This is a genomic window from Flagellimonas hadalis (assembly GCF_007785775.2).
GTDB classification, from domain to species: Bacteria; Bacteroidota; Bacteroidia; order Flavobacteriales; family Flavobacteriaceae; genus Flagellimonas; species Flagellimonas hadalis.
The window spans coordinates 231,935-256,633 of the sequence record NZ_VNIK02000001.1; the positions used below are offsets into that span (position 1 = coordinate 231,935).

General features: G+C 46.0%; 22 protein-coding genes and 1 tRNA gene. 9 read left to right on the plus strand and 14 right to left on the minus strand.

Annotated elements, in window-relative coordinates; all coding sequences use genetic code 11:
- The first annotated feature begins 2 nt into the window (after positions 1 to 2).
- The 3 genes from FOT42_RS00955 to acs all read left to right on the plus strand — a co-directional run bounded on the left by FOT42_RS00955 (position 3) and on the right by acs (position 4,001).
- The gene (locus FOT42_RS00955; protein WP_151888702.1) at positions 3 to 257 is read left to right on the plus strand and encodes a DUF4212 domain-containing protein; all 255 of its coding nucleotides are present in this window, start codon (positions 3 to 5) and stop codon (positions 255 to 257) included.
- Positions 257 to 2,032 carry a sodium:solute symporter family protein gene (locus FOT42_RS00960; protein ID WP_151888703.1) on the plus strand — a complete coding sequence of 592 codons (1,776 nt, stop codon included), beginning with the start codon at positions 257 to 259 and terminating at the stop codon, positions 2,030 to 2,032. The genes FOT42_RS00955 and FOT42_RS00960 overlap by 1 nt, the downstream gene beginning before the upstream one ends.
- 61 nt (positions 2,033 to 2,093) lie before the next feature.
- The gene (gene acs / locus FOT42_RS00965; RefSeq protein WP_151888704.1) at positions 2,094 to 4,001 is read left to right on the plus strand and encodes an acetate--CoA ligase; all 1,908 of its coding nucleotides are present in this window, start codon (positions 2,094 to 2,096) and stop codon (positions 3,999 to 4,001) included.
- A gap of 1 nt (position 4,002) precedes the next feature.
- On the opposite strand, the gene FOT42_RS00970 is transcribed toward acs, so the two are convergent.
- From FOT42_RS00970 to FOT42_RS00980, 3 genes are all read right to left on the minus strand, one after another.
- Positions 4,003 to 4,680 (minus strand): 3'-5' exonuclease, encoded by a 678-nt coding sequence (locus tag FOT42_RS00970; RefSeq protein ID WP_151888705.1) that lies wholly within the window; start codon positions 4,678 to 4,680, stop codon positions 4,003 to 4,005.
- On the minus strand, positions 4,680 to 6,605 hold the full coding sequence (locus FOT42_RS00975; RefSeq protein WP_151888706.1) for a DUF294 nucleotidyltransferase-like domain-containing protein: 1,926 nt from the start codon (positions 6,603 to 6,605) through the stop codon (positions 4,680 to 4,682). The genes FOT42_RS00970 and FOT42_RS00975 overlap by 1 nt, the downstream gene beginning before the upstream one ends.
- Positions 6,606 to 6,683: 78 nt before the next feature.
- Positions 6,684 to 6,757, minus strand: a tRNA-Met gene (locus FOT42_RS00980).
- Between the two features lie 138 nt (positions 6,758 to 6,895).
- Here FOT42_RS00980 and FOT42_RS00985 point away from each other — a divergent pair.
- A complete protein-coding gene (locus tag FOT42_RS00985) occupies positions 6,896 to 7,279 on the plus strand; it encodes an START-like domain-containing protein (RefSeq protein ID WP_151888707.1) in 384 nt (127 codons plus the stop codon).
- 54 nt (positions 7,280 to 7,333) lie between these two features.
- Entirely contained in the window at positions 7,334 to 8,188 is an 855-nt protein-coding gene (locus FOT42_RS00990; RefSeq protein ID WP_151888708.1) for an aminotransferase class IV, read from the plus strand.
- On the opposite strand, the gene FOT42_RS00995 is transcribed toward FOT42_RS00990, so the two are convergent.
- From FOT42_RS00995 to FOT42_RS01015, 5 genes are all read right to left on the minus strand, one after another.
- Positions 8,181 to 8,741, minus strand: coding sequence for a YqgE/AlgH family protein (locus tag FOT42_RS00995; RefSeq protein WP_151889306.1), 561 nt, complete (start codon positions 8,739 to 8,741; stop codon positions 8,181 to 8,183). The two genes, FOT42_RS00990 and FOT42_RS00995, sit on opposite strands and share 8 nt — an antisense overlap.
- Before the next feature lie 124 nt (positions 8,742 to 8,865).
- On the minus strand, positions 8,866 to 9,138 hold the full coding sequence (locus FOT42_RS01000) for an HU family DNA-binding protein (RefSeq protein WP_072879184.1): 273 nt from the start codon (positions 9,136 to 9,138) through the stop codon (positions 8,866 to 8,868).
- 177 nt (positions 9,139 to 9,315) lie between these two features.
- Complete coding sequence (gene fmt, locus FOT42_RS01005) at positions 9,316 to 10,281, minus strand: methionyl-tRNA formyltransferase (RefSeq protein WP_151888709.1); 966 nt, start codon at positions 10,279 to 10,281, stop codon at positions 9,316 to 9,318.
- Entirely contained in the window at positions 10,259 to 12,154 is a 1,896-nt protein-coding gene (locus FOT42_RS01010) for a RecQ family ATP-dependent DNA helicase (protein ID WP_151888710.1), read from the minus strand. The genes fmt and FOT42_RS01010 overlap by 23 nt, the downstream gene beginning before the upstream one ends.
- Positions 12,154 to 12,717, minus strand: a complete 564-nt coding sequence (locus FOT42_RS01015; RefSeq protein WP_151888711.1) for an AAA family ATPase — start codon at positions 12,715 to 12,717, stop codon at positions 12,154 to 12,156. The genes FOT42_RS01010 and FOT42_RS01015 overlap by 1 nt, the downstream gene beginning before the upstream one ends.
- An 88-nt stretch (positions 12,718 to 12,805) precedes the next feature.
- Here FOT42_RS01015 and FOT42_RS01020 point away from each other — a divergent pair, with 88 nt between their 5' ends.
- The 3 genes from FOT42_RS01020 (at position 12,806) to murA (ending at position 15,155) form a co-directional block, all read left to right on the plus strand.
- The gene (locus tag FOT42_RS01020; protein WP_119619264.1) at positions 12,806 to 13,093 is read left to right on the plus strand and encodes a DUF493 family protein; all 288 of its coding nucleotides are present in this window, start codon (positions 12,806 to 12,808) and stop codon (positions 13,091 to 13,093) included.
- Positions 13,094 to 13,179: 86 nt separating this feature from the next.
- Positions 13,180 to 13,833 (plus strand): DUF4290 domain-containing protein, encoded by a 654-nt coding sequence (locus FOT42_RS01025; RefSeq protein WP_072879194.1) that lies wholly within the window; start codon positions 13,180 to 13,182, stop codon positions 13,831 to 13,833.
- A 14-nt stretch (positions 13,834 to 13,847) separates the two neighbouring features.
- A complete protein-coding gene (murA, locus tag FOT42_RS01030) occupies positions 13,848 to 15,155 on the plus strand; it encodes a UDP-N-acetylglucosamine 1-carboxyvinyltransferase (protein WP_151888712.1) in 1,308 nt (435 codons plus the stop codon).
- Positions 15,156 to 15,204: 49 nt separating this feature from the next.
- On the opposite strand, the gene FOT42_RS01035 is transcribed toward murA, so the two are convergent.
- The 5 genes from FOT42_RS01035 to FOT42_RS01055 all read right to left on the minus strand — a co-directional run bounded on the left by FOT42_RS01035 (position 15,205) and on the right by FOT42_RS01055 (position 21,823).
- Positions 15,205 to 17,211 carry a tetratricopeptide repeat-containing sensor histidine kinase gene (locus FOT42_RS01035; RefSeq protein WP_151888713.1) on the minus strand — a complete coding sequence of 669 codons (2,007 nt, stop codon included), beginning with the start codon at positions 17,209 to 17,211 and terminating at the stop codon, positions 15,205 to 15,207.
- Between the two features lie 140 nt (positions 17,212 to 17,351).
- The gene (locus FOT42_RS01040; RefSeq protein WP_151888714.1) at positions 17,352 to 18,356 is read right to left on the minus strand and encodes a pirin family protein; all 1,005 of its coding nucleotides are present in this window, start codon (positions 18,354 to 18,356) and stop codon (positions 17,352 to 17,354) included.
- Between the two features lie 132 nt (positions 18,357 to 18,488).
- Positions 18,489 to 19,916, minus strand: a complete 1,428-nt coding sequence (locus tag FOT42_RS01045) for an amidohydrolase (protein WP_151888715.1) — start codon at positions 19,914 to 19,916, stop codon at positions 18,489 to 18,491.
- Positions 19,917 to 20,006: 90 nt separating this feature from the next.
- Positions 20,007 to 21,320, minus strand: coding sequence for a cryptochrome/photolyase family protein (locus tag FOT42_RS01050; RefSeq protein ID WP_151888716.1), 1,314 nt, complete (start codon positions 21,318 to 21,320; stop codon positions 20,007 to 20,009).
- A gap of 5 nt (positions 21,321 to 21,325) precedes the next feature.
- Positions 21,326 to 21,823: an SRPBCC family protein gene (locus FOT42_RS01055; protein ID WP_151888717.1), complete on the minus strand. Its 498-nt coding sequence runs from the start codon at positions 21,821 to 21,823 to the stop codon at positions 21,326 to 21,328.
- Positions 21,824 to 22,000: 177 nt separating this feature from the next.
- On the opposite strand from FOT42_RS01055, the gene FOT42_RS01060 reads away from it, so the two are divergent.
- Entirely contained in the window at positions 22,001 to 22,852 is an 852-nt protein-coding gene (locus FOT42_RS01060) for a DUF2911 domain-containing protein (protein WP_151888718.1), read from the plus strand.
- A 49-nt stretch (positions 22,853 to 22,901) separates the two neighbouring features.
- Here FOT42_RS01060 and FOT42_RS01065 read toward each other — a convergent pair whose 3' ends face one another.
- Complete coding sequence (locus tag FOT42_RS01065; protein WP_151888719.1) at positions 22,902 to 24,611, minus strand: sodium:solute symporter family protein; 1,710 nt, start codon at positions 24,609 to 24,611, stop codon at positions 22,902 to 22,904.
- Positions 24,612 to 24,699 lie beyond the last annotated feature (88 nt).

The window sequence follows — 24,699 nt, forward strand, 5'->3', positions numbered from 1 at the left end:
AAATGGATAGCCAGCATCGAAAAAAATATTGGAAAGAAAACCTGAAATACCTTACCATCCTAATTTTCATATGGTTCGTGGTCTCCTACGGCTTCGGAATCCTTTTTGTGGATGAACTCAATACCATCCGCATGGGAGGTTTCAAACTTGGTTTTTGGTTTGCCCAGCAGGGTTCCATCTACGTTTTCGTCCTTCTCATCTTTGTCTATGTCCGCTTGATGAACAAATTGGACAAAAAATATAAGCTCGACGAATAATGGACATACAAACTTGGACGTTTCTCATCGTCGGCCTCACTTTCGCATTATATATAGGTATCGCCATTTGGACCCGGGCCAAATCCACCAAGGATTTTTACGTGGCCGGGGGCGGAGTTTCCCCATTGGCCAACGGATTGGCCACAGGTGCCGATTGGATGTCCGCAGCCTCCTTTTTGGGCATGGCCGGCATCATTGCCTTTTCGGGCTATGATGGTTCGGTGTACCTGATGGGCTGGACGGGTGGATACGTATTGCTCGCCCTCTTATTGGCTCCTTATCTCCGCAAGTTCGGTAAGTTCACCGTTCCCGATTTCATTGGGGACCGTTACTACAGCAATGTGGCCCGAACGGTGGCCGTGATCGCTGCGCTTTTTGTTTCCTTCACTTATGTTGCCGGACAGATGCGGGGCGTTGGGGTGGTTTTTTCCCGTTTTCTGGATGTTGAAGTGAACACCGGGGTCTATATTGGGATGGCCGTGGTGCTTTTCTATGCCTTTTTAGGTGGTATGAAAGGAATCACCTATACCCAAGTGGCACAATATTGTGTCCTCATCTTCGCCTTTATGGTCCCGGCGATCTTTATTTCGCTCATGGCAACAGGAAACCCGATCCCGCAGATCGGTTTTGGTTCCGCAGGAGAAGATGGGGTCTATCTTTTGGATAAATTGGATGGATTGATGACCGATTTGGGCTTCACGGCATACACCGATGGGACCAAATCCACCATGGATGTCTTCTTTATCACTGCCGCCCTGATGATGGGTACCGCAGGTTTGCCCCATGTGATCATCCGCTTCTTTACGGTGCCCAAAGTTCGAGATGCCCGAAAATCGGCAGGTTACGCCCTGTTGTTCATAGCCATTTTATACACCACGGCCCCTGCCATAGCCGTCTTCGCCCGCACCAATTTGATGGAGACCGTTCAGGATACGCCTTATGAGGAAATCCCGCCCTGGTTCACCAAATGGGAGAGTACAGGGCTTATTGCATGGACCGACAAAAACGGGGATGGAAAGATTCAGTACCTACCCGGTTCGGCCATCGATGGGGGTCAGCCCCAATTTGTGGAAAGTAGAGGCAGTTCGGGCCAACGCATGATCTCCAATGCGAGCACATCGCCCAATGAACTTTATGTGGACAGGGACATCACTGTTCTGGCCAATCCAGAAATTGCGAATTTGCCCAATTGGGTCATTGCCCTCGTGGCGGCAGGCGGTCTGGCAGCAGCATTGTCCACCGCAGCAGGTCTTTTGTTGGTGATTTCCACTTCAATTTCCCACGATTTGATCAAAAAGCAGATAGCTCCCGATATTTCCGACAAGAAAGAATTATGGATAGCCCGTTTTTCGGCCATGTTGGCTGTGATCGTGGCTGGATATTTTGGCATCCATCCTCCCGGATTTGTGGCCTCCGTAGTGGCCCTTGCTTTTGGGCTGGCAGCTTCTTCCTTTTTCCCGGCCATCGTGATGGGTATTTTCAGCAAACGGATGAACCGGGAAGGAGCCATTTCAGGAATGGTGGCAGGCCTCGCCATCACCTGTTACTACATTGCCCGTTTCAAGCTGGGTTGGATAGGAAATCCAGAAACGGCCACAGAAGCCAATTGGTGGTGGGGCATTTCCCCCGAAGGCTTTGGCACGGTGGGCATGTTGGTCAATTTCCTGATAGCCATACTGGTATCCCGATTTACCCCGGCCCCTCCTGAAGACGTTCAGGAAATTGTGGAGAACATCCGCATTCCCAGTGGTGCTGGAGAGGCAATCGGACATTAGGACTGTACTAGGATTGCCCTCTTTTTTCGTATTTTTAAGCACATAAAATTTAATAAGCAGCATGAGTAATTACCACATCAAACATTTGGAGGAATATTTTCAGGTCTATCGTAAATCTGTCAGAAACCCTGAAAGTTTTTGGGAAGAAGTAGCCGAGGAACATTTTCATTGGAGAAAGCGGTGGAACTCTGTTTTGGAGTGGGATTTTACAACGCCGGAAATCAAATGGTTTGATGGGGCCGAGCTCAATATTACCGAAAATTGCATCGATCGCCATTTACGCATTCGTGGGGACAAGACGGCCATCATTTTTGAACCCAATGACCCCAAAGAGGCTGCCGAACATATCACCTATACCCAGTTGCACGAGCGTGTGTGCAAGTTTGCGAACGTGCTGAAGGACCAAGGTGTCAAAAAAGGGGATAGGGTCGTGGTCTATTTGCCCATGATCCCGGAACTGGCCATATCCATATTGGCCTGTGCGCGTATCGGAGCGGTCCATTCCGTGGTTTTTGCCGGATTTTCATCCACCGCTTTGGCCACTAGGATCAATGATTGTGGGGCCAAGATTGTTTTGACCTCTGATGGTTCCTACAGGGGGAACAAGACCATCGACCTCAAAGGTATTGTGGACGATGCCTTGGAACAATGTCCTGGCGTGGACACCGTTTTGGTGAAAAAGCGAACCGGGGAAAAAGTGGAAATGAAAGCGGGACGTGACCAATGGATAGAGCCCTTGTTGGACAAGGCCTATTCCGACTGTGTTCCTGAAATTGTGGATGCCGAACATCCTTTGTTCATATTATACACCTCTGGTTCAACGGGTCGCCCCAAAGGGATGGTCCATACTACTGGTGGATATATGGTGTACACAGCCTATACCTTCAAAAATGTGTTCCAGTATAGGGAAGAGGATGTCTATTGGTGTACGGCCGATATTGGTTGGATAACCGGCCACTCCTATATTGTGTATGGCCCATTGGCCAATGGAGCCACCACGGTCATGTTTGAAGGTGTTCCTTCCTATCCAGACCATGGAAGGTTCTGGGAGGTCGTGGAGAAGCATAAGGTGACCCAATTTTATACCGCCCCAACGGCAATAAGGGCCTTGGCCAAAAAGGACTTGGACTTCGTTACCAAATATGACCTTTCCAGCCTTAAAGTGTTGGGAACTGTGGGAGAACCCATCAATGAGGAAGCATGGCACTGGTACAATGACCACGTAGGGAACAAAAAGTGCCCCATTGTGGACACCTGGTGGCAAACGGAGACAGGAGGTATCCTGATTTCTCCCATCCCATTTTCGACCCCCACAAAACCTACCTATGCCACCTTGCCCATGCCAGGTATACAGCCGGCATTGATGGACGAAAATGGCAAGGAAATCAAAGGCAACCAGGTTGATGGCCGACTGTGCATCAAATTCCCGTGGCCTTCCATTGCGCGTACTATTTGGGGAGACCATAAAAGATATAGGGACACGTACTTTGCTGCTTTCGAGGGCATGTATTTTACAGGTGATGGGGCTTTGAGGGATGAAGTGGGCTATTACCGTATCACCGGAAGGGTCGATGATGTGATCATTGTTTCCGGGCATAATTTGGGTACCGCACCGATCGAGGATGCCATCAATGAGCACCCAGCGGTCGCCGAATCGGCCATTGTTGGTTTCCCACACGATATCAAAGGGAATGCGTTATACGGCTTTGTCATCTTGAAGGAGACTGGGGAAGGACGGAATCGGGAAAACCTTGAAAAGGAGATCAATCAACTCATTACGGAGCATATTGGTCCTATCGCCAAATTGGACAAGATCCAATTTGTGGAAGGCCTGCCCAAGACCCGTAGTGGTAAGATCATGAGGCGTATCCTTCGTAAAATAGCATCCAAGGACACCGATAATTTAGGGGACACTTCAACTTTGTTGAACCCAGAAGTAGTTGAGGGCATTATAAAGGAAAGCAAATGATCTAAAGACCGAATTTTGGAGGGTCTTGTTTTTTAATGAGATCCTTTAAATTTCTTGGGGTCAATTTTTCCACAATCCGTAGAAACGCGATTGCGGTGATGAGTGCATCACCGAGAGCCGTGTGTCTGTCCTTTTTTGAAATGCTGAACTTTTCGGCCAGCTCGTCCAAGGCATATTTTTCTTTTTTCTGGAGCACATTGGAAATGAGGAGGGTCCTTTTGTAGAGCAGTCCTGTGTCCAAGGTTTTGTTTTTTAGTTTGGGAAGCCCGTTTCTTCTGAGTGCCGCATTCACCATGTTTACGTCAAACATCACATGGTGGCCGACCAACACATGGTTTTTTATGTAGCCGAGAAACAGTTTTAGGGCTTCCAACTCGGAAATGCGCTCTCGTTTGCCCTTCCTGAGTATACCATGGATTTCCGCACTTTCGGCATCGTAGTGTTCTTGATGGATATAGACTTCAAAACTGTCCTTCACAGCTATGCTGCCGTTCATCAATTTCACTGCACCGATACACAACATTCGGTCCCTGTCCAAACGGAACCCCGTGGTCTCGGTGTCCCAGACGACAAAGGTATTCTCCTGTACCTTATCTGGAAGTTTTTGATGGAAACCATCCTCATATTCCCACCAAAATGGAGGAAGTTCCAGTTGTTTTTTTGAGGAGAACGGCCACATCACCTTAATAGGGTTTTGACTTGGAACCGTATTTCGATCAACGATTGGATTTCTTTGATGGTCTTGAAGGTCCTTTTCAGTTTGATCTTTTCCTCTTTGTTCAGTTTGTCCAATGCAATGAACCTGCCCGAATCGTTGTGAAGCAAACCATGTTTGGTCCTAAACTTCAAAAGTGCCTTGCTGGCATAGGAGCAGGCGAGATAAACTTCCTTGTTCTGCGGTTCCAGTTCTGCCAGTTTCTCATAACGCTCGGCGGTGTTGTTGATGGATTTCACGGAATGCGAAAGGATCAGTACCCGGGCAGCATCCACCAAAGGCATGAGTGCACGCAGTTTTAGGTCGAAGAAATCCTTGTGGGCACCATCCTGTTCAACCAAAAAATCCCTAAAAAAGCCTGATGGGGAGGGATTTTGCAAGGCACCGCTGGCCAAATGGGTAAGGAACTGGGGGAATTTCTTCACATTGTCAAAAATGTGCAACGAAAGCTGATCGGCCAATGCCTTTTCACCATAGGTGACATTAAAATCAAAAAAGATGGAGGACAGCAGCACTTCATCCGGTCCTGGGTTACCCATCCAATGGGTGGTCACTTCCTTCCATTCATCCAGACTGTGGCACCACAACGGATTGGAGGCCATCATTTCCGCTGGGCAATATTCAAACCCTATCGTGTTCAGTTCCGTGGAGATGATACTACCGAGCTTTAGAAAATAGTCGCGAGTGGCCTCAGACTCTTCATCAGGCACATTTTCATAGAGAATGGCATTGTCTTGGTCGGTGTTCAGCAATTGTTCGCCCCTGCCTTGACTGCCCATGGTGAGCCACGTAAACTTGACAGGCGGTTCCGTTTCCATTTTTTTGATGGAGATGTCGATGACCTGCTTGATGGTGGCATCATTGAGTTCAGAGATGATCTTGGACACCAGCCCAATGGGGATGTTCTCGTCCAAATATCCTTGCAACAAGCTCACGATGTTTTGTCGGATACCTCGCAATCGCTTGGAATCCTTGGCCCTTTTGATGGCCCGTAGCAGTACGGCGGGGTTGTTCCCCATGGCTACCATGACGTCGTGTTTTGAAAGTATCCCGACTGCGGGTGTATCAGTGGTTCCATCCTCGGTGAGCACCAAGTGGCTGATATTGCTCTTCATCATGGCCATTTGTGCCTGCGTCACCGTTAACTCCTTCGGATAAGTGATGGCAGGAGTCGTCATGATGGATTTTGCATTTCCGGTGATGGGAAACAGCCCGGTCGCCACTTTTTCCCGTAGATCTTTATCGGTTATGATGCCCACGGGCAATCCTTCCTTTACCACGAGGATACAACTTACATTGTGCTTGCCCATGGTGTTGGCAATGGTCTTGATCTGGGTGCCCTCGGTACAGGTGACCAAGTCCGAGGAATATCGCACGGGCTGCAGGTCCAACAATTTGGTTTCCGTTCCACCTCCATCCCCCGAGGCAGTGGTGATTCCGTACAGTTTCCCCCGATGCTTTTGCGAGTAGGGATTGCGGGTGTTGGAAGCAAAACTCTCTATCAAAAAGTCTCCGACCCGATGGTTTTGCAAAGCAAGCGGTTTAAATTCCTTGATGGGAATGGCATAGAGGATGGTCTCCTCATGCGCCTTGGCCTCCAGTTTATAGTTTTCGTGGGCCAATAAAGGTCGAAGGCCAAAAATATCGCCCTCGTCACAGATGTCCAAAATCTGGGTTGAACCTTTTTTGGTAAGTGCCACAGCGCCTTTGTGGACCACATAAAAGCAATCGTGGGGAGCTTCTTTTTCCGAAAAAATGATGCTATTGTTTTCCTTGTGCACAATGGTTACCTCATAGGAAAGGGTTTCAAGCTGACCGCTTTCCAATGCACTGAACGGAGGATAGTTTTTTAGGAAATCCGCGACACGTTCGGAAATGGTATTCTTCATGTCACAAATGTATGTCTAAAACCATGAAAGTGAATGGGAGGAAAAGAAAAAAGACCATCAAATTGATGGTCTTTTTTGTAGCGAGAGGGAGACTTGAACTCCCGACCTCAGGGTTATGAATCCTGCGCTCTAACCACCTGAGCTACCTCGCCGTGATTCTGTTAAGCGGGTGCAAATATATAGTTTAATTTTTGCTGAATCAAAATTCGGGATTAATTTATTAATTGACATTTATTTTTTTATCTTCCCAAACTATATCAAATGTTGAAAAGGATAATAAGGACATTATAATGAGCGATAAGGTTAAATTTGAAATTGAATTTGTCATACAAGCATCCCCACAGTTGCTTTACCAATATATCTCCACCCCTTCGGGCCTTTCCGAGTGGTATGCCGACAATGTGAATTCCCGTGGCGAAGTGTTCACCTTTATCTGGGATGGGGCAGAGGAGAAGGCCAAAATGCTGAAACGGAAAAGTGAGGAATTTGTGAAATTTTCATGGGTGGAGAACGAGGATGGTTCCTTTTTTGAAATGCGGATCATCGTGGATGAGATCACCAAGGACGTTTCCCTCTTCATCACCGATTTTGCAGAAGACGATGAAGTGGATGAGGCAAAAATGCTCTGGGAAAACCAAATATCCGACCTGAAACAAGTTCTAGGTTCCAAATAGACCATTTCTCCGTGATACCGTATCTTTGGTCCCGATAAAAACGGGATTTTTTTCATGTTCAATTATAACGGTAAGCTTTTTTCTGACGAGACCCAGGTGCTCTCCCACACCAATAGGGGACTAAAATATGGCGATGCGCTTTTTGAGACGCTCAGATGTGTCCACGGCACCCTCTTTTTCTGGGAGGAACACTATTTTAGGCTGATGGCCTCCATGCGTATCCTCAGAATGGAAATCCCCATGGAGTTCACTTTGGAGTTTTTGGAAGCAGAAATAAAGAAAACCATTGATGGCAACCAGCAGGATAATGCCCCCGTTAGAGTACGGTTGACCATTTTCAGGAACGGGGAAGGTCTCTATGGTCCCGAAACGAACGACATATCTTACCTCATTGAAACCAAAACCTTGGATTCCCCATTCTATCTGGTGAACGAAGGGGAATATGAAGTGGAGCTCTTCAAGGACTATTATGTGAACAAGGATATGTTGTCCAATTTAAAGACCACGAACAAACTGCTGCATGTGGTGGCCAGTGTCTATGCCAAGGAGAATGGGTATGCCAATTGTCTCTTGGTGAACACCGACAAGCTGGTGGTGGAAGGTATCAATGGGAACCTCTTTTTGGTGCAGGGCAATGTGGTAAAGACCCCTCCATTGGCGGATGGTTGCCTGGACGGCATCATCAGGAAAAAAATCATCGAGATTGTTTCAGCGGCCGAAGACATGGAACTGGTGGAAGAATCCATTTCTCCATTCGAACTGCAAAAATCGGACGAGATGTTCTTGACCAACAGCATCGTGGGCATTCAACCCATAAGCAAGTATCGAAAAAAAGAATTTGGGAAAAACATCAGCAAGAGCCTAGTAGGCAAACTGAACGCAAGGGCACGAATGTCCCAGACTAATTAAGGGATGGATTTTCCGGTGCGTTGGACCAAAGAAGATAATCACCGCCCAGTTCGACCATTTTTTCCTTCCAGAACGCTAAGGCCGATTTTTCGAGGATACCGCTTTGATATTCGTTTTGCACCACGATCCAGGATTTTGAGGAAAGTTCTTGATCCAGTTGGCTGGATCCCCATCCAGAATAGCCCAGAAAGAAACGGATGTCCTGTTCGGTAATGACCTTGTTGTTGATCAGTTCTACTGTCTTTTCAAAATTACCGCCCCAAAAAATACCATCGGAAATTTCAACACTATCCTCAATGAGGTGTGGCACTTTATGAATGAAGTAAAGATTGTCCTGTTCCACGGGTCCGCCGTTGAACACTTGGAAGGGAATGGTGATGTCAGAAATGAGGTCGCAAATGGTATAGTCCAAGGGTTTGTTGAGGATAAAGCCCACAGAGCCCTCTTTATTGTGCTCAGCCAGCAGTACCACGGACCTGTTAAAGGATACATCCCCGGTTAGCGAAGGTTCAGCGACTAGCAATTTCCCTTTTTTTGGTTTATGGCCCACCATTTTCATAGGAGTCAAACTTCTTATTTGATGTATAATATACAACATTTATGAAAACTGGAAACCCTATGAACTAAAAAAGCACTTCATTAATGAAGTGCTTTTATATATTAAAAATAATAATTGATTAGTTTACTGCACCGCTCAATTCAGCACCTGCTTTGAACTTTACAACGTTCTTGGCAGCAATCTTGATGGTCTTACCAGTCTGAGGGTTTCTACCTTCTCTGGCACTTCTTTTGGAAACTGACCAAGAACCAAAACCTACCAAGGAAACCCTGTTTCCTTTTTTAAGTGATCCCTCTACATTTCCCAAGAAAGATTCCAATGCCTTTTTTGCTGCTGCCTTAGTGATGCCAGCATCAGCTGCCATAGCATCGATTAATTCTGTTTTGTTCATAATGGAATTAAATTAATTGTTGTTAAAATAATTTTAATGCTAAACAAATTTATACGGATTTGGCAGTAACACAAGTAAAACCTAGGGAAATACAGGTTTTTGTTGATAACTTCAAACGTTTGTTGATAAAGTCGGAAAAAATTGACACTTTTTAGCCAGCCCAATCATAGCAAGGGATTAGCGAAGGTGAGCGCCTTCATCCAGATTCAATCCGTTCAAAACCTCAGTGACCTTCATCCGGCGCTTTCCGGAAAATTGGAGTTCCATCAGATTTAGATAACCATCCTCAACAGCCACTTTCATGGATTTTTTATCTGCAATCAACTTTCCAACCATAAGCCCATGTTGTGCGGGTTCCATTTGGGTCGCATAAATTTTGAGGGGTTCTTCCACACCATTATTGATGATAGTGGTCCACGATCCGGGGTAGGGGCTGAGTCCTCTTATATGGTTATGGATATCTTCTAAAGATGCGTTCCAATCGATTTGGCAGGTTTCCTTATGGATCTTGGGAGCTGGTTTTAGCTCGCCGCTTTCGCTTTGCTTGCTTACGTTGACAGTTCCGGCCGCAATCTGTTTGCAGGTTTCCACGACCAAATTTCCACCAATTTGCATCAATCGGTCGTGCAAGCTCCCCGCATTGTCCTCGGGACTGATTTTTTCCTTGGCCTGAAGGATGATGTTCCCGGTATCTATTTTTTCATCGATAAAAAAAGTGGTGACCCCAGTTTCCGTTTCCCCGTTGATGATGGCCCAGTTGATGGGCGCCGCGCCACGGTATTGGGGCAGGAGCGAGGCATGGAGATTGAACGTGCCGTGTTCCGGCATGTGCCAGACCGCTTTGGGCAGCATCCTAAAAGCCACGACCACCTGCAGGTTGGCATTAAGGCCTTTGAGCTCTTCCAAAAAGCCTTCATTTTTTAAATTGGTGGGCTGCAACACCTTCAATTGGTGCTGTACGGCAAATTCCTTGACAGCGGATTGCTGCACTTTGCGGCCACGTCCAGCGGCCCTGTCCGGTGCAGTGACCACGCCGACCACGTTCAGTCCGGCTTCCAAGATGCGTGCAAGGCTGCCCACCGCAAAATCGGGCGTGCCCATGAACACGATGCGTAGGTCCTTATTTTTTGATACTGTACTCATTTCTTTGGTTTAATTGGACTATCTCGTCCTCAAGTAACCGCTGCAAGGTCTTCAAAAGTGCTTTTTCGTCGGCACCCGTTGCCTTTTCCAACTGTCTTGAAGAACTGGGCGCAATCTGTAACAAGGCCAATACCCGCTCTCCGAGGTTCGGTAACGATCCTTTCTTTTCCTTTCTGGTGCAAATATCGCAAGTGCCACACTTTTCCTTGACGCTTTCGCCAAAATATTTCAACATGTAACTGCTGCGGCATTCCTCTCTGTTGTCTATATACCCCAACATGGCCATCATATTGCTTTGCTTTACCCTGTTGAAATCCCTGATCTTTTTCGCAAATGGATTGATGGTATGATCGTCCTCCCTCGGGACCAAAAAGGTGATTTCGAGATCGCTGGTCGTGTTTTTATAGTCCACCATGCCATCTTCCGCAAGCTGATGCAGTATTTTTTTGAGGCCGGCTTCGCTCTCATTGGTTTTTTTGGAAAGCAGGTACAGGTCAATCTTGGTGTCGTGTTCCGTGATTCCGCCATAAGTACGTAAAATGGTCTGGACCACAGGGGCCGTAGTGCGGTTTTTTCCCAAATAATCAAAAATGGCCGATTTTGGGGCAATGAACCTCAGTATGTTCTTTTCGTTGAAATTGTCTGAGAGCGAAAGCACCGAGTTTTGGTCCAGGATGCGGAATGCATGGAGGGTCATATTGGGATTAAATCCATATCGATGGCAAAACTCATTGAACTTGAATGCCAAGGGTTCTGGGACCAATTCCCCGTAGGAAATCTGGAAAAGGTTGTTCAGTTTGGAATATACTTTTTTCACAAAATCCACATCGGGCAAGGACGATAAAAACTGCTCTTTGGCCCGCTCCTTGTCCTCATTGGAGGTGAGAATGATGGCTGTTGATGGCTTGCCATCCCTGCCGGCCCTTCCGGCTTCCTGAAAATAGCTTTCCAGACTGTCCGGCACTTGATAATGGATAACCAAGCGTACATCTGGCTTGTCCACGCCCATACCAAAGGCATTTGTGGCCACCATCACCCGGATTTCACCACTTAACCAAAGGTTAAGTTTCTGTTCCTTTTCGGACTTGGTGATACCGCCATGGAAAAAAGCGGAGGTGAACCCTTGTTTGATCAAGAAGTTGGAGAGGGACACACACATTTTCCGTGATCGGACATAGACAATGGAGCTGCCCGGTATCTTGCCCATATATTTGTTGAGCTGGTACAGTTTGTCCTCGGTGTGTTTTACTTTGAATGCAATGTTGGACCGGGAAAAAGAATCCTTGAAAACGGTTGCATTGTCCATTCCAAGGTTTTCCAAAATGTCTTCCACTACCTGGGGTGTTGCCGTTGCCGTCAAGGCCATCATGGGAATGCCGGGGGCCAATTCCCTGAGAATGGCACAGCCCAAATAGGCGGGCCTGAAGTCGTTTCCCCATTGCGAGATGCAGTGGGCCTCGTCGATGGCGATGAGGTTTACGTTCATCCCTTGGATACGTTCCTGCACGATGCTCTGCTGCAACCGTTCGGGGGACAGGTACAGGAATTTATAGTTGCCAAAAAGACAATTGTCCAGAAGGTCGTTGAGTTCATCAAATGGGATGCCCCCCGTCAGTGCAATGGCTTTTATGCCTCTTTTTTTCAATTGGGCCACCTGGTCCTGGATGAGGGCCACCAAAGGTGACACCACAATGCAGATACCTTCCTGGGCCAATGTGGGTACTTGGTAACAGATGGATTTTCCTCCACCAGTGGGCATTAGGGCCAAGACGTCCCTTCCAGAAAGCACGGTATCGATAATGGCTTTCTGGGATCCCCGAAAACCATCATGGCCCCAGAACTCTTTCAGAATGGCAGTGGTCTCCTTTTGCACTACATTTTTTTTAGGGTTTCCAGAATAAAGGAAATACGTTCGGGGACAACATCTTTGGGCACTTCGACGGGTTCATAACCATACTGGGAATAGGTGTTCATCAGCGCATGATGGATTTTTTCCGCCTCTTCATAGGTTTCCAGTCGCTCATTGTCCGACACATAGATTTCTTCCCATGGCGGTACAATGAAGACAGAGTCGTATCTATGGTCCTCACAGTATTTCGCGAATTCCTTATCATAGGCCTGTCCGAAGAAATCCATATAGGCAAGTACATCGGGGATGCCCCGATCAAAGAAACTGATGGGCACGTTGGTCTTTAGTGATTCCAGGTAATGAGCCGTCCTACCTTCCAACAGATCCTTGTTGAATTGATGGGCATCATCAACAAAGACCAGCGGATTGGATATGAAGACTTCGGAAAGGCCTTCTCCCTTTGCTTTGGAGGTCATGTCCCTTATGATTTCATGGAAGCAATGGAACCCCTTGTTCTCCAAGCCTTTGATGATGGAAGTTTTTCCCGTTCCGGGAGCTCCTGTAATGACAACTTTGTTCTTGCCCAAATGCAGTATTTTATTCTTTACAAAGTAATGAAATCGCCCGAAGGAAAAAAAATTGTCGGTTAAGCCATATATTTGTAAAAAATACAAGATGGAGAAGGAGAACACGGATGAGTTTTATGCACGGCTCAAGGAGCAATTGCTGGAGAATACCAGTTGGCCCTCCAACTACCTGTACAAGTTCATTGTACCCACGGACGAAGAACGCATCGCGCAGATCCAAGATATTTTTGACAATACGGGTGCGGTCATTGAGTCCAAAAAGTCAAAAAACGGCAACTATACCAGTCTTTCCATTACTGTGAACTTGAAAGACCCTGACGAGGTCATCAAAAAATACAAGGAAGTGGCCGTCGTTGAGGGCGTTATTTCCCTGTAAGCATAAAGATTGCCATAATTTTACTATTTTGCGGACGTTATCGGATAGATACTTCGCCATAACATAACTTCATTAAATCCTTTGATTTGAACCTAGTAGAAAATTTAGAATACAACACCGAACGCCCAAAGCTTTTTATTCCGGAATACGGCCGCCATTTTCAGAAAATGGTGGACCATGCCGTTTCCATAGCGGACAGGGACGAACGCAATAAAGAGGCCAAGGCCATCATCAGCGTAATGGGCAATTTGCAGCCCCATTTGAGGGACGTACCCGACTTTCAGCATAAGTTGTGGGACCAATTGTTCATCATGTCCGATTTTAAATTGGATGTGGACTCCCCATTTCCCATTACTTCCAAGGAAGTTTTGCAACAGCGTCCAGAGCCATTGGAGTACCCACAGAACCATCCCAAATACCGTTTTTATGGCAACAACATCAAACGAATGATCGATGTGGCCGTAAAATGGGAAAAAGGTGACATGCGTTCCGGTCTGGAATATGCCATTGCCAACCACATGAAGAAGTGTTACCTGAACTGGAACAAGGACACTGTTGAGGATTCTGCCATCTTCGTACATTTGAAAGAAATGAGCGATGGACAGATAGATTTGGCCAGAGACGGGGAGAACTTGACCGAGAGCGGACAGTTCCTCAAAAATCGCCCTGCCAAGTCCAATAGGAACAACAACGGTGGAGCAAAAAAGAATCAGCAGCGTAGCCGAAAGAAAAGATACTAAACTCTAGACGGTCCATGGGTACATTTCGAATTGAGGGTGGCCACCAATTACAAGGTGAAATTACGCCCCAAGGTGCAAAGAACGAAGCATTGCAGATTCTTTGTGCCGTATTGCTTTCCGAAGAAAAAATTACCATCAACAACATACCAGACATTGTAGATGTCAACAAATTGATAGCCCTTTTGGAAGATTTGGGTGTCAAGATCCAAAAGAAGGGGAAGGGTTCCTATACCTTCATGGCGGACGATATCAATTTGGAATACCTGCAATCCACCCAGTTCAAGGAAGATGGAAGGGCCCTCAGGGGTTCCATCATGCTGGTCGGGCCGCTGTTGGCCAGGTTTGGCAAAGGATATATTCCCAAACCGGGAGGTGACAAGATCGGAAGACGGAGATTGGATACCCATTTCGAAGGCTTTATCAAACTGGGTGCGAAGTTTCGATATAACAAGGAAGAATCATTTTATGGGGTAGAAGCCGAAAAGCTCACAGGAACCCACATGTTGTTGGATGAAGCCTCGGTAACGGGCACGGCCAACATTGTGATGGCCGCTGTGATGGCCGAGGGCACCACCACCATCTATAATGCAGCTTGCGAGCCCTATTTGCAGCAATTGTGCAAAATGCTGAACCGCATGGGCGCCAAGATTTCAGGGATCGGTTCCAACTTATTGACCATTGAGGGCGTGAAGGTTTTGGGCGGTACCGAGCATACCATGTTGCCCGATATGATCGAAATCGGTAGTTGGATAGGACTGGCGGCCATGACCCGTAGCGAGCTTACCATCAAAAATGTGAGTTGGGACGATTTGGGCCAGATTCCGGCCGTGTTCAGAAAATTAGGTATTACCATCGAGCGTAAGAACGACGATATCTACATTCCAAAGCATGAAAAGGGCTATCAGATCCAGAATTTTATAGACGGTTCCATCTTGACCATTGCCGATGCGCCATGGCCAGGATTTACCCCGGACCTGTTGAGCATCATCCTCGTAGTGGCCACCCAGGCTAAAGGGGAAGTGCTCATCCACCAAAAGATGTTCGAGAGCCGACTGTTCTTTGTGGACAAACTCATAGACATGGGGGCCAAGATCATCCTGTGCGATCCGCATCGTGCCACGGTCATCGGACACGATTTTAAATCGACCTTAAAGGCCACTACCATGACCTCTCCCGATATCAGGGCAGGGATTTCCTTGTTGATAGCGGCCCTTTCGGCCAAGGGAACATCCACTATCCATAATATTGAGCAAATCGATCGTGGGTATGAGAATATCGACGAGCGGTTAAGGGCCATTGGTGCCCATATTGTGAGGGTCTAGTGTAGGCCAAAATCCTATCAATCTTTCCTTGATATTGACAATTGGGGGATTAGGCAGAGGCTTTGTCCTTGTCGCTTGTTTGTTGGTCTTTAGGAATGATAATGGTTACCCGGGTTCCGGTTTCTTTGCCATTGTTGAGGTTCTCTATTTTGATCAACTCTTGATCGGAGAATTTCTTTAGCGCACTGATTCTCTTTTCTGTGATGGACATTCCTCTGGAGATTTTTTTCTCCTTTCCTTCATCGGTCCTCGGATTGAACCCTACACCATTATCCTCTATGGTGCATTCTACAAGGTCATTCCTGTCCATGAACGTGATTTTGAGGTTTTTTTGCCCCTCCTTTGGCATGAGTCCATGGACTATGGCGTTTTCAATGTAAGGTTGTACCAGCAACATGGGGATCTCATTCTGGTATAGATCCAAAGTTTCATCAACATGAAAACTGTAAGTGAAGGAGTGGTCAAACCGAAGTGCCTCGAGCTCCACATAGATTTTCAGCAGCTCTATCTCATCTTTTAATACCAAATTCACATTTACGGAACTTTCCAATACCTGACGGAGCAATTTTGAAAACTTTGACAAGTATTTGAGGGCATTTTCCTTGTCATTCGAGTTGACCAGATGCTTGATGGAGTTCAACGAATTGAAGATGAAATGGGGATTCATTTGAGCGCGGAGCATTCGTTTTTCCAGTTCAACGTTCATGGATTCGATGACCTCGTTCTGATGGGAAATCAACTTGTTCTTGTCCAATAGGGCCTCATTGGATTTTTTCTTTCCCAAGAACAAAAAGTAGAGCAAGCTCGCTGAAAGGAGCGACAACGCGGCAATGATTGTTGTATATACCAGCCTTTTGCTGTTCTGTGAGACTTTGGTGTTGAGCAGGGCCATTTGTAGCTCCCCTTCCTTGATTTCCTTGTCCTTTTGATACACGTCATGCTGTATTTGAAGGTTTTGGATTTCCTTGATCTTGGTTTCGTTTAGGAGACTGTCGCCATAGGCCATGGTCTGCTTCAAGTGATAAATGGCCTCATTGGGTCGCCCTATGGCTTCATGTATCTTGTAGGCCATTTCATGCCCATCACGTTTTAGTAAATAACTGCTCAAGCTGTCCAGCGTAAGCAAGCTTTTGGTGGAATAGTCGAGAGCCTCGTTGAATTTTTTTTGTCGGAACATAAGATCGGCAAGTCTGTACTGGGCTGTGGCAATCTCTTGCTTGATGGAAAGTTGTTCAGCCAAATTCAAGGCCTTTTGGTAATAGTCATTGGCAAGACTCCACTTTTTTAGTTGTGTGTAGCAATTTCCTATGTTTGAATACTGTGCACAAAGTTCAATATTGGTATTTTGCTTTTCGTAATAAGCGCTTGTCTTTAAAAATTTATCCAAGGCAGCTTCGTAATCCTTGTTTTCAAAATCGATTTCGGCCAAATTGGACAAAACCACATTCTTCAACCATGCACGTTCACTTTCATTACCTTTGAAAACATTCAAGGCCATTTCATAGCTTTCGGTGGCTTTTTCATGATTTCCCATCAAACTATACAATACTCCTAAATTGAGATAAGGAGAAGAGATATCTTGATCTAGATTCAAAGAATCTATCAACTTGATTCGCTTGAGGTAATAGTTTTGGCTTTTGGGATAATTCCCAATTCGTTTATAGACAATGCCCATGGAATTGTAGATAAAGTTGATTCTTTCATGGTCTCCATGTTTGGTGGCCAAAACCAGGCACTTGTTCAAATAGTCCAATGATTCTGCATAACTCCCTGTCATGCCATGAGTGAGTCCTAGGGAATAGAGTCCTTTGATTTCACCTTCTAAATAACCAATTTCCTTTGCCTCTTCAACACTTTCAGAAAGAAAGTGTATGGCTTTGTCCTTGTCGAAGGCCCTTAAAAGAATCCCTTTTTTTCTTATAAGATTGACTTTTACGGTGTCACTTGCCGAATTCAATAATTCTTGAAGACTGTCTATTTCCTTGGATTGTCCGAGACAAAAAAAGGTACAGCATAGCAATGCTGGAATGCAAAGAATGGATTGGAACGGTCTCATTGGTTTGGTGGATGATAAACCAATTTATTCTTTTTATCGATTACTTTGTACTTTTGTGATTCTTTTTAGCCACAAAATCAACTATTTATAAGAATTGAATAGCAAGTAGTGTATTATTTTTCTTCAATAGTAATTTCAAATCAATTTTTCTCCACCAATCTTCCATCTGGGTAAAGCGCAAAGCGCCCCCTGTCCTTATCATGGACGTGGTCTGCATAAGGCCAAGGCCATCCTCCAAATTGGGTAAGGCGGTACTCTTCCATGGCCTGTTGGATCTCTTCATCGGTGTTCATCACAAACGGCCCATACTTGGCAACCGGCTCTTCTATGGGCTTTCCTTGCAATAGTATAAAATGCGCCTTTTTATCTCCAATTTTGATGGATACGTCCTGTGCAGGGTCCAATACAATCCCAAAATTTGGATTGATCTTCCGTTCCCCGAAATAAATTTCCGAACCTTCATAAAAATATAGGGAGCGGGTCAGCCCAGAAGTGGCTTCGGGCAAGGTATATTCCGAACCACCATCCACATGGATGTTCCAGATGGCCACATGGTTGTCCGGATCGGCTGCCCACGAATCCGGGGCAGGTGCAGGGGCCACGGTACCCTTATAAGTTCCAGCGATTACCTTTATTTGTGCATGTTCCTCCTGGACAACTGGAATATCCTCATGCCACAACATCTTAAAATGGGGCTCCACGAATTTGCTGGATCGGGGCAGGTTCAACCAAATCTGGAACAGCTCCAAGGGATTGTCCCCATCTTCATTTAGCAAGGGGAACATTTCGGAATGCTGTACACCTCTTCCGGCGGTCATCCATTGCACATCGCCCTCACCAAATCTACCTGCGGCACCCAAGGAATCTGAATGGTCGCAAAATCCCTTGTTCACGATGGTGATGGTCTCGAACCCACGGTGTGGGTGATAGGGAAATCCAGGGATGGTCTGTCCGTGGTACATTCGCCATTTTTCCCTTGGATCAAAATCATTCCCCAAATTCCGTCCATTCAAGAGAGAGGGGTCGGGGCCCATTTCGCCATTTCCTTTGGGAAAGTGGTCCAAATGATATACGCTGAACAGAAAGGGGTCTTTGGTCTGCCATGGTGTACTCAATGGAAAGGTTTGTATTATAGGTGTGCTCATTTTTTAGTGTTTTGATGTATTCATTTCAATCCAAAGCCCTTCTGGATCTTGGATATAGGTTTTTTCGTTGATTTTGAAGTTTGTCGATGAAAAGGTCTAGGCTTTACACTATGTGTTTTCCATTTGCCAAAATCAATTTCCAGGGATGGGTGGGGGACCATCGATCATGGCCTCATATTTTTCATCCCCTTTTTGGGTCTTGAATTCTTCTTTTACTTTTTCCACCAATTTGGGATTCTCAAAAAGGTCCAACATGGTCATTCCCATCGCCTTGGCTGCATATACCATTCCTTTATGACCGATACTCATACCACCACAGGCCACCACGGCCCATGAGTGCCAAGGAGTATCTTTTGGGGCAACGGTAACACCTAGATTGATATTGGGCACGTTCCAACTTACATCGCCTACATCCGTGGAACCACCACCGGGCAGCTCCTCGGTTTCCCGAAGGGGTCTAATTTCAGCATCCATACCCACTTCGGGTTTTCCAGTGGCCTTTTGGATGGCCTTGCCATAGGCAATTTCTTCTTCGGTATAGCTGATAGGTCCCAACAGTTCCAAATTGGCCTGCATGATCTCACCGCCAGCACGGTTCACCAAGGTCTCATAAATACCGGAAACCAGGGATATCTTGTAATCCACATTGGCCATGATGGCGGCCCCTTCGGCCATTTTCTTGACCTGTTCATAGGTGGGCAGCATTACTTTTCGTTTGGGATCACGTACCCTCACCCAAATTTTTGCGTAATCGGGCACTACGTTCACCACTTGGCCACCATCTTGGATATGATAGTGGATGCGGGACGTTGGTCTTATATGTTCCCTATAATAATTAATACCAGTCGTATAGAGTTCCAGTGCATCCGAAGCACTGCGACCGTTCCAGGGATCTGAGGAGGCATGGGCAGCTTGTCCATGGAATTCAACAATGAAATCGATCAATGAAAGCCCGCTTTGCACATCGGCCTCGATTTCTGCGGAAGGATGCCAACTCACATTCACATCCACATCGTCCCAAAGCCCAGCTTGTACCATCCATATCTTTCCAAAGAATTTTTCCTCTGCCGGGGTTCCCAGAAATTTCACGGTTCCTTTGATTTTCCCTGCCTCGATTTGTTCTTTGATGGCAATGGCTGCCCCAAGACTGGCCGCACCAAACATATTGTGTCCACAGCCATGGCCGGGTGCCCCCTCGATTTTTGGGTCTTTGTTGGGCACAGTGTTTTGGGAAAGGCCTGGCAGGGCGTCAAATTCGCCTAAAACACTGATCACGGGTTTCCCAGAACCATATGTGGCAGTGAAAGCCGTGGGGATGTTTGCCACCCCTCGCGTCACTTGTAGTCCATTCTTTTCTGCATAATCGGCCAAAAGCTCGGCAGAAATGGATTCCTCAAAGGCAGTTTCGGCCAAGGACCAAATGGAATCACTGATCTGTATGAGGTTTTCCTTGTGCTTTTCGATGGAGGCAATGACCTCTTTTTTGGTTTTGTTCATCTTTTGGGCTGGAAGGCTCCATACGGTAAGGGCCAAAAGGAACAACATAGAAACAGTTCTCATTTTAAGAAGGTTTGCGTTAATTGGATGATGCAGGGTCGTAGCCAAACGTGGGACGACACGGCAATGGGTATTAAAAATACTTAAAATGCATCAACCAACGGCCTCTTTGTACACTTTTAGGCAGCGTTCCCTGGCCATTTTATGGTCTACCATTGGGCTAGGGTAGGTAAGTTCCTGGAATTCAGGGACCCATTTGCGGATGTATTTCAGTTGTTTGTCAAATTTGTCCGCTTGGGTCATGGGGTTGAATATCCTAAAATAAGGTGCGGCATCCACTCCGCTACCTGCGGCCCATTGCCAGTTGCCCACATTGCTGGAGAGTTCATAATCCAACAGTTTTTCGGCAAAATAGGCCTCTCCCCACCGCCAATCGATCAATAGGTGTTTGCAAAGAAAACTGGCCACCAACATGCGTACCCGGTTGTGCATATAGCCTGTGGCATTGAGTTCCCGCATACCTGCATCCACAAGCACATAGCCTGTGTTCCCTGTTTTCCAGCGTTCGAATTCGTCTTTATTGTTGCGCCATTCGATACGGTCATATTTGGGTTTGAAGGCATGGTTCACCGTTTTTGGGAAATGCCATAGGATCTGCATGAAAAATTCCCTCCAGATCAGTTCATTCTGGAAGGTCCTGTCTTTTTCGGCGATAGCCTTTTGTACCATTTTCCGGATGGATACGGTCCCGAAACGTAGGTGTGGGCCCAATCTGGACGTACCCTGTTGGATGGCGGGATAATCCCTGGTCTCTTTATAATGTTGGATCAGATCGCCCGATACTTTATAATCTGGCACTTTGATGTCGGCAGTTTCAAAACCAATTTCTTTGAGGGTAAGGTTGGGAAAAGATGAAGCAGTGTATAGGTTTTTGCCCATCAGCGAATGGGTGTCATAATCCACCAAATGGATGGAAGGGTTGAATGCTTCCTTCCAGCGTTTCATGTATGGTGTGTACACCACGTAAGGGTCTCCATCATCTTTCACTACTTCATTTCTCTCAAATATGACCTGATCCTTAAAAGTTTGTAGGGCCACCCCGTTTTCCTTGAGATACGCTTTCACCTTGGCATCCCGTTCAAGGGCGTAGGGTTCATAGTCGTGGTTGGTGTACACTTGCTGAACTTGATAGGCTTCCACCAATTTTTTGTAAATGGACAAAGGGTCGCCATGGTACAGTGCTATGCCACTTTGATGGTTGTTCTGAAGTTGGTTGCGCAATTTTTGGAGCTGGAGATGGATGAAGGATACCCTAGGGTCCTTTTTGGGAAGATTGCCCAGAATCTCAGGGTCAAAAATAAAGATGGGCAATACGGGGAAATTGCCTTGGAGCGCTTGGTAGAGTCCCACATTGTCCTCCAACCGTAGGTCGCGTCTAAACCAAAAAATGGAGATCTTTTCCTTCATTATAGTTAGATGGTTTTTATGGTAAGCGAGCTATTCTCACCATGAATTGTACCAAACAACTGGGATAGTTTTCGTTCGCGGTAGCGGAAAATTTCCAAAAGCTGTTTTTTAACAAGTATGGGATGAAACAGAGCCCCTATAAAACCAAGCGGCAATTTGTAATCGATCACATCCTCCATTTCAACACCTTGATCAACCGGTTTCAAAAAATGCTTGTGGTGCCAAAGGGCATATGGTCCAAAGCGTTGTTCATCCACAAAATAACTGCCTTCCCGCACATGGGTAATTTCTGTTACCCAACGGGTTGTCATGAACGGAAATGGTTTCACGATGTATTGTATGATCTGGCCTGCATGCATGCTTTTCTCTGCACCAGATAGAATATGAAAACCCATTTGGCTAGGCGTAATGACCTGCAGATTCTTAGGGTCAGATAAGAATTCCCAAGCTTCCTCGATGGAAATGGGGAGGACTTGTATGGAACGGAGCTGATAGAGTTTCATCAAACACTTTTCATCAAATATACATTTTGTTTAAAAAAATATAAATTAAATTAAACAAAATATTATTTTTGACATATATACTGTCCTTTGAATCAAATTTCTTTTAAGATTTCCTTAACAATTGTAGGATTTCTTTTGGTATAGCTTTGTTGCGCTAAACAATTAAACACTATTCCTATGAAGAAAATTTCACTATTTTTTTTAATTGCGTTGTTGTCGATTTCCGTTGAAGCACAGATTCAGACTCCCGCACCCAGCCCTTTCTCCAAATTGGAGCAAAAAGTGGGCCTTACCGATGTGGTTGTAGAGTATTCCCGACCTTCCATGAGGGGAAGAAAGGTATTCGGGGATTTGGTTCCTTTCGATGCCATTTGGAGAACAGGTGCCAACATGAACACAAAAATCACTTTTAGTGATGATGTTGTAGTGGAGGGAAAAGAACTAAAGGCAGGTACTTATGCCATCTACACCAAACCGAACGAGGCTGTTTGGGAAGTCTTCTTTTACACCGATACCAACAATGGTGGACTACCGCAAGAGTGGGATGCCTCCAAAGTTGCTGCCACGGTGAAGGTAGAAGCTTATCCAATTTCCGAATCCATTGAGACCTTTACCATTACTTTTGATGACCTGCACAATAACGGGGCCACCCTCGGATTGCTTTGGGAAAAAACCTATGCTGGGGTGAAATTCGTCGTTCCAACGGTGGACAAAGCCATCAAGAGCATTCAAGAGACCATGGCAAAACCAGACCTTACTGCCAATGATTACTTTGCTGCAGCATCTTACTACTACAGTGAGGGGATGAACATGGAGCAGGCAAAGGAGTGGGTGGACAAAGCTGTTTCCATGGGCAATGGCACCGAATTTTGGATGATGCGCGCACAATCCTTGATTTATGCCAAACTGGGGGACAAGGAAGGAGCCATCCAAGCGGCCAAAAAATCCTTGGCTGCTGCTCAAGCTGCAGGAAACCAAGATTATGTGAAAATGAACAAGGAGTCCCTACAAGAGTGGGCAGGACTTTAGGATTTTTATTTGATGAAAAGAAAAGGACCCACTATTATAGTGGGTTTTTTTATGCCTCTTCGGGTGAGTTTCCGAGGAAATTGTCAAAAAGCTGTGTGATGATGGACAATCCAATAACCAGCACACAACCAAATGCATTCAGCCATAGGTAGGACATCCAATCAAGGTTATAGCCTATGATGACAATGATCTGCGTGGCGATTGCGGCCACAAACACGGCATTCCCTTTCACGAACTTGAAGAAGAAAGCCAACAGGAAGATACCCAGTACATTGCCATAAAAAATGGAACCTATGATGTTCACCAATTGGATAAGATTGTCAAAAAGGCTGGCCACATTGGCAATGGCAATGGCGAGTATTCCCCAAAGCAGGGTAAACCCTTTGGTGGCTAGAAGGTAGTGTTTTTCGTCGTGCTCCTTTTTGACGTTCCTTTTATAGAGGTCAAGGGCTGTAATCGTTCCCAGTGCGTTCAGCTCGGATGCGGTGGATGACATGGCTGCGGATAGGATCACGGCCAAGAGCAGGCCAATCAGACCCACGGGCAGGTTGTGCAGTATGAAATGGATGAACACATAGTCCTTGTCGTTGGTCTCCACTTTCGTATTGGCTTTGGATATCAAAGCTTTGGCAGCATCCCTGCTGGCGTTTTCCTTCTGGTTGATCTTGATGATGTTCTGCTCCGCCTGTTGTATGGCATTGTACTCTTTAAGTTCCAAAGCAGCGGAAAAAGAATGTTGTGCCATTCGTTTCTCCATCTCCAATTTTTTGTGGTCCTCCTCCAGGGCCTTGTATTCATTCGCGTATTCGGATTTCATCACGGCTTCGGTGGCAGCGGGGTTGAAATTGAGCGGAGAAGTATTGTACTGATAGAAGACAAAGACCATGGCTCCTACCAAAAGAATGAAAAACTGCATCGGAATTTTAAAGATCCCGTTGAATACCAGTCCCAATTGACTTTCGCGTATCGATTTTCCTGAAAGATACCGTTGTACCTGGCTCTGGTCCGTCCCAAAATAGGCGAGTGCCAAGAAAAACCCACCGGTAATACCGCTCCAAAACGTATAACGGTTGTCAGTGTCGAAGGTAAAGTCCAGAATGTTGAGTTTGTTGTTTGCTCCGGCTATCTTCAGTGCCTTTCCAAAGGAAACATCTGAGGGTAGGGCACCGAGGATAAAGAAAAAAGCAAAGAACATGCCCAACATGATGATGAACATTTGCTGTTTTTGGGTAACGCTTACCGCCTTGGTCCCCCCGGATACGGTATAAATGATGACGGAGATCCCTATAATAATATTGAGCGTCCTCAAATCCCAACCCAAAACCGCGGAAAGGATAATGGAAGGGGCAAAAATGGTAATTCCCGCGGCAAGCCCTCTTTGAACCAAGAAAAGTAAGGCAGTGAGGGTCCTTGTTTTCAGGTCAAACCTGCCTTCCAGCATTTCATAGGCCGTAAATACCTTGAGCTTTTTGTAGATGGGGATAAACACCAAACAGATCACGATCATCGCCAAGGGCAGTCCAAAATAAAATTGAACGAAACCCATACCGTCATGGAACGCCTGTCCAGGGGTGGACAAAAAGGTAATGGCACTGGCTTGGGTGGCCATAACGGAGAGGCCTATGGTCCACCATTTTACATCATTGCCACCGCCGCGAACATAATCGTCCACGTTTTTGCTCCCACGGGTTTTCCATACCCCATATGCAACAATGAAGAGCAAGGTACTGCCAAGAATGATCCAATCTAAATAGGCCATTAAGGATTTTAGTTATTAAAAATCATGATCAGGTAAAAAGCCAAAACATAGATGATGTTCAGGAGTAGGACAATGGAGTACTCCTTTT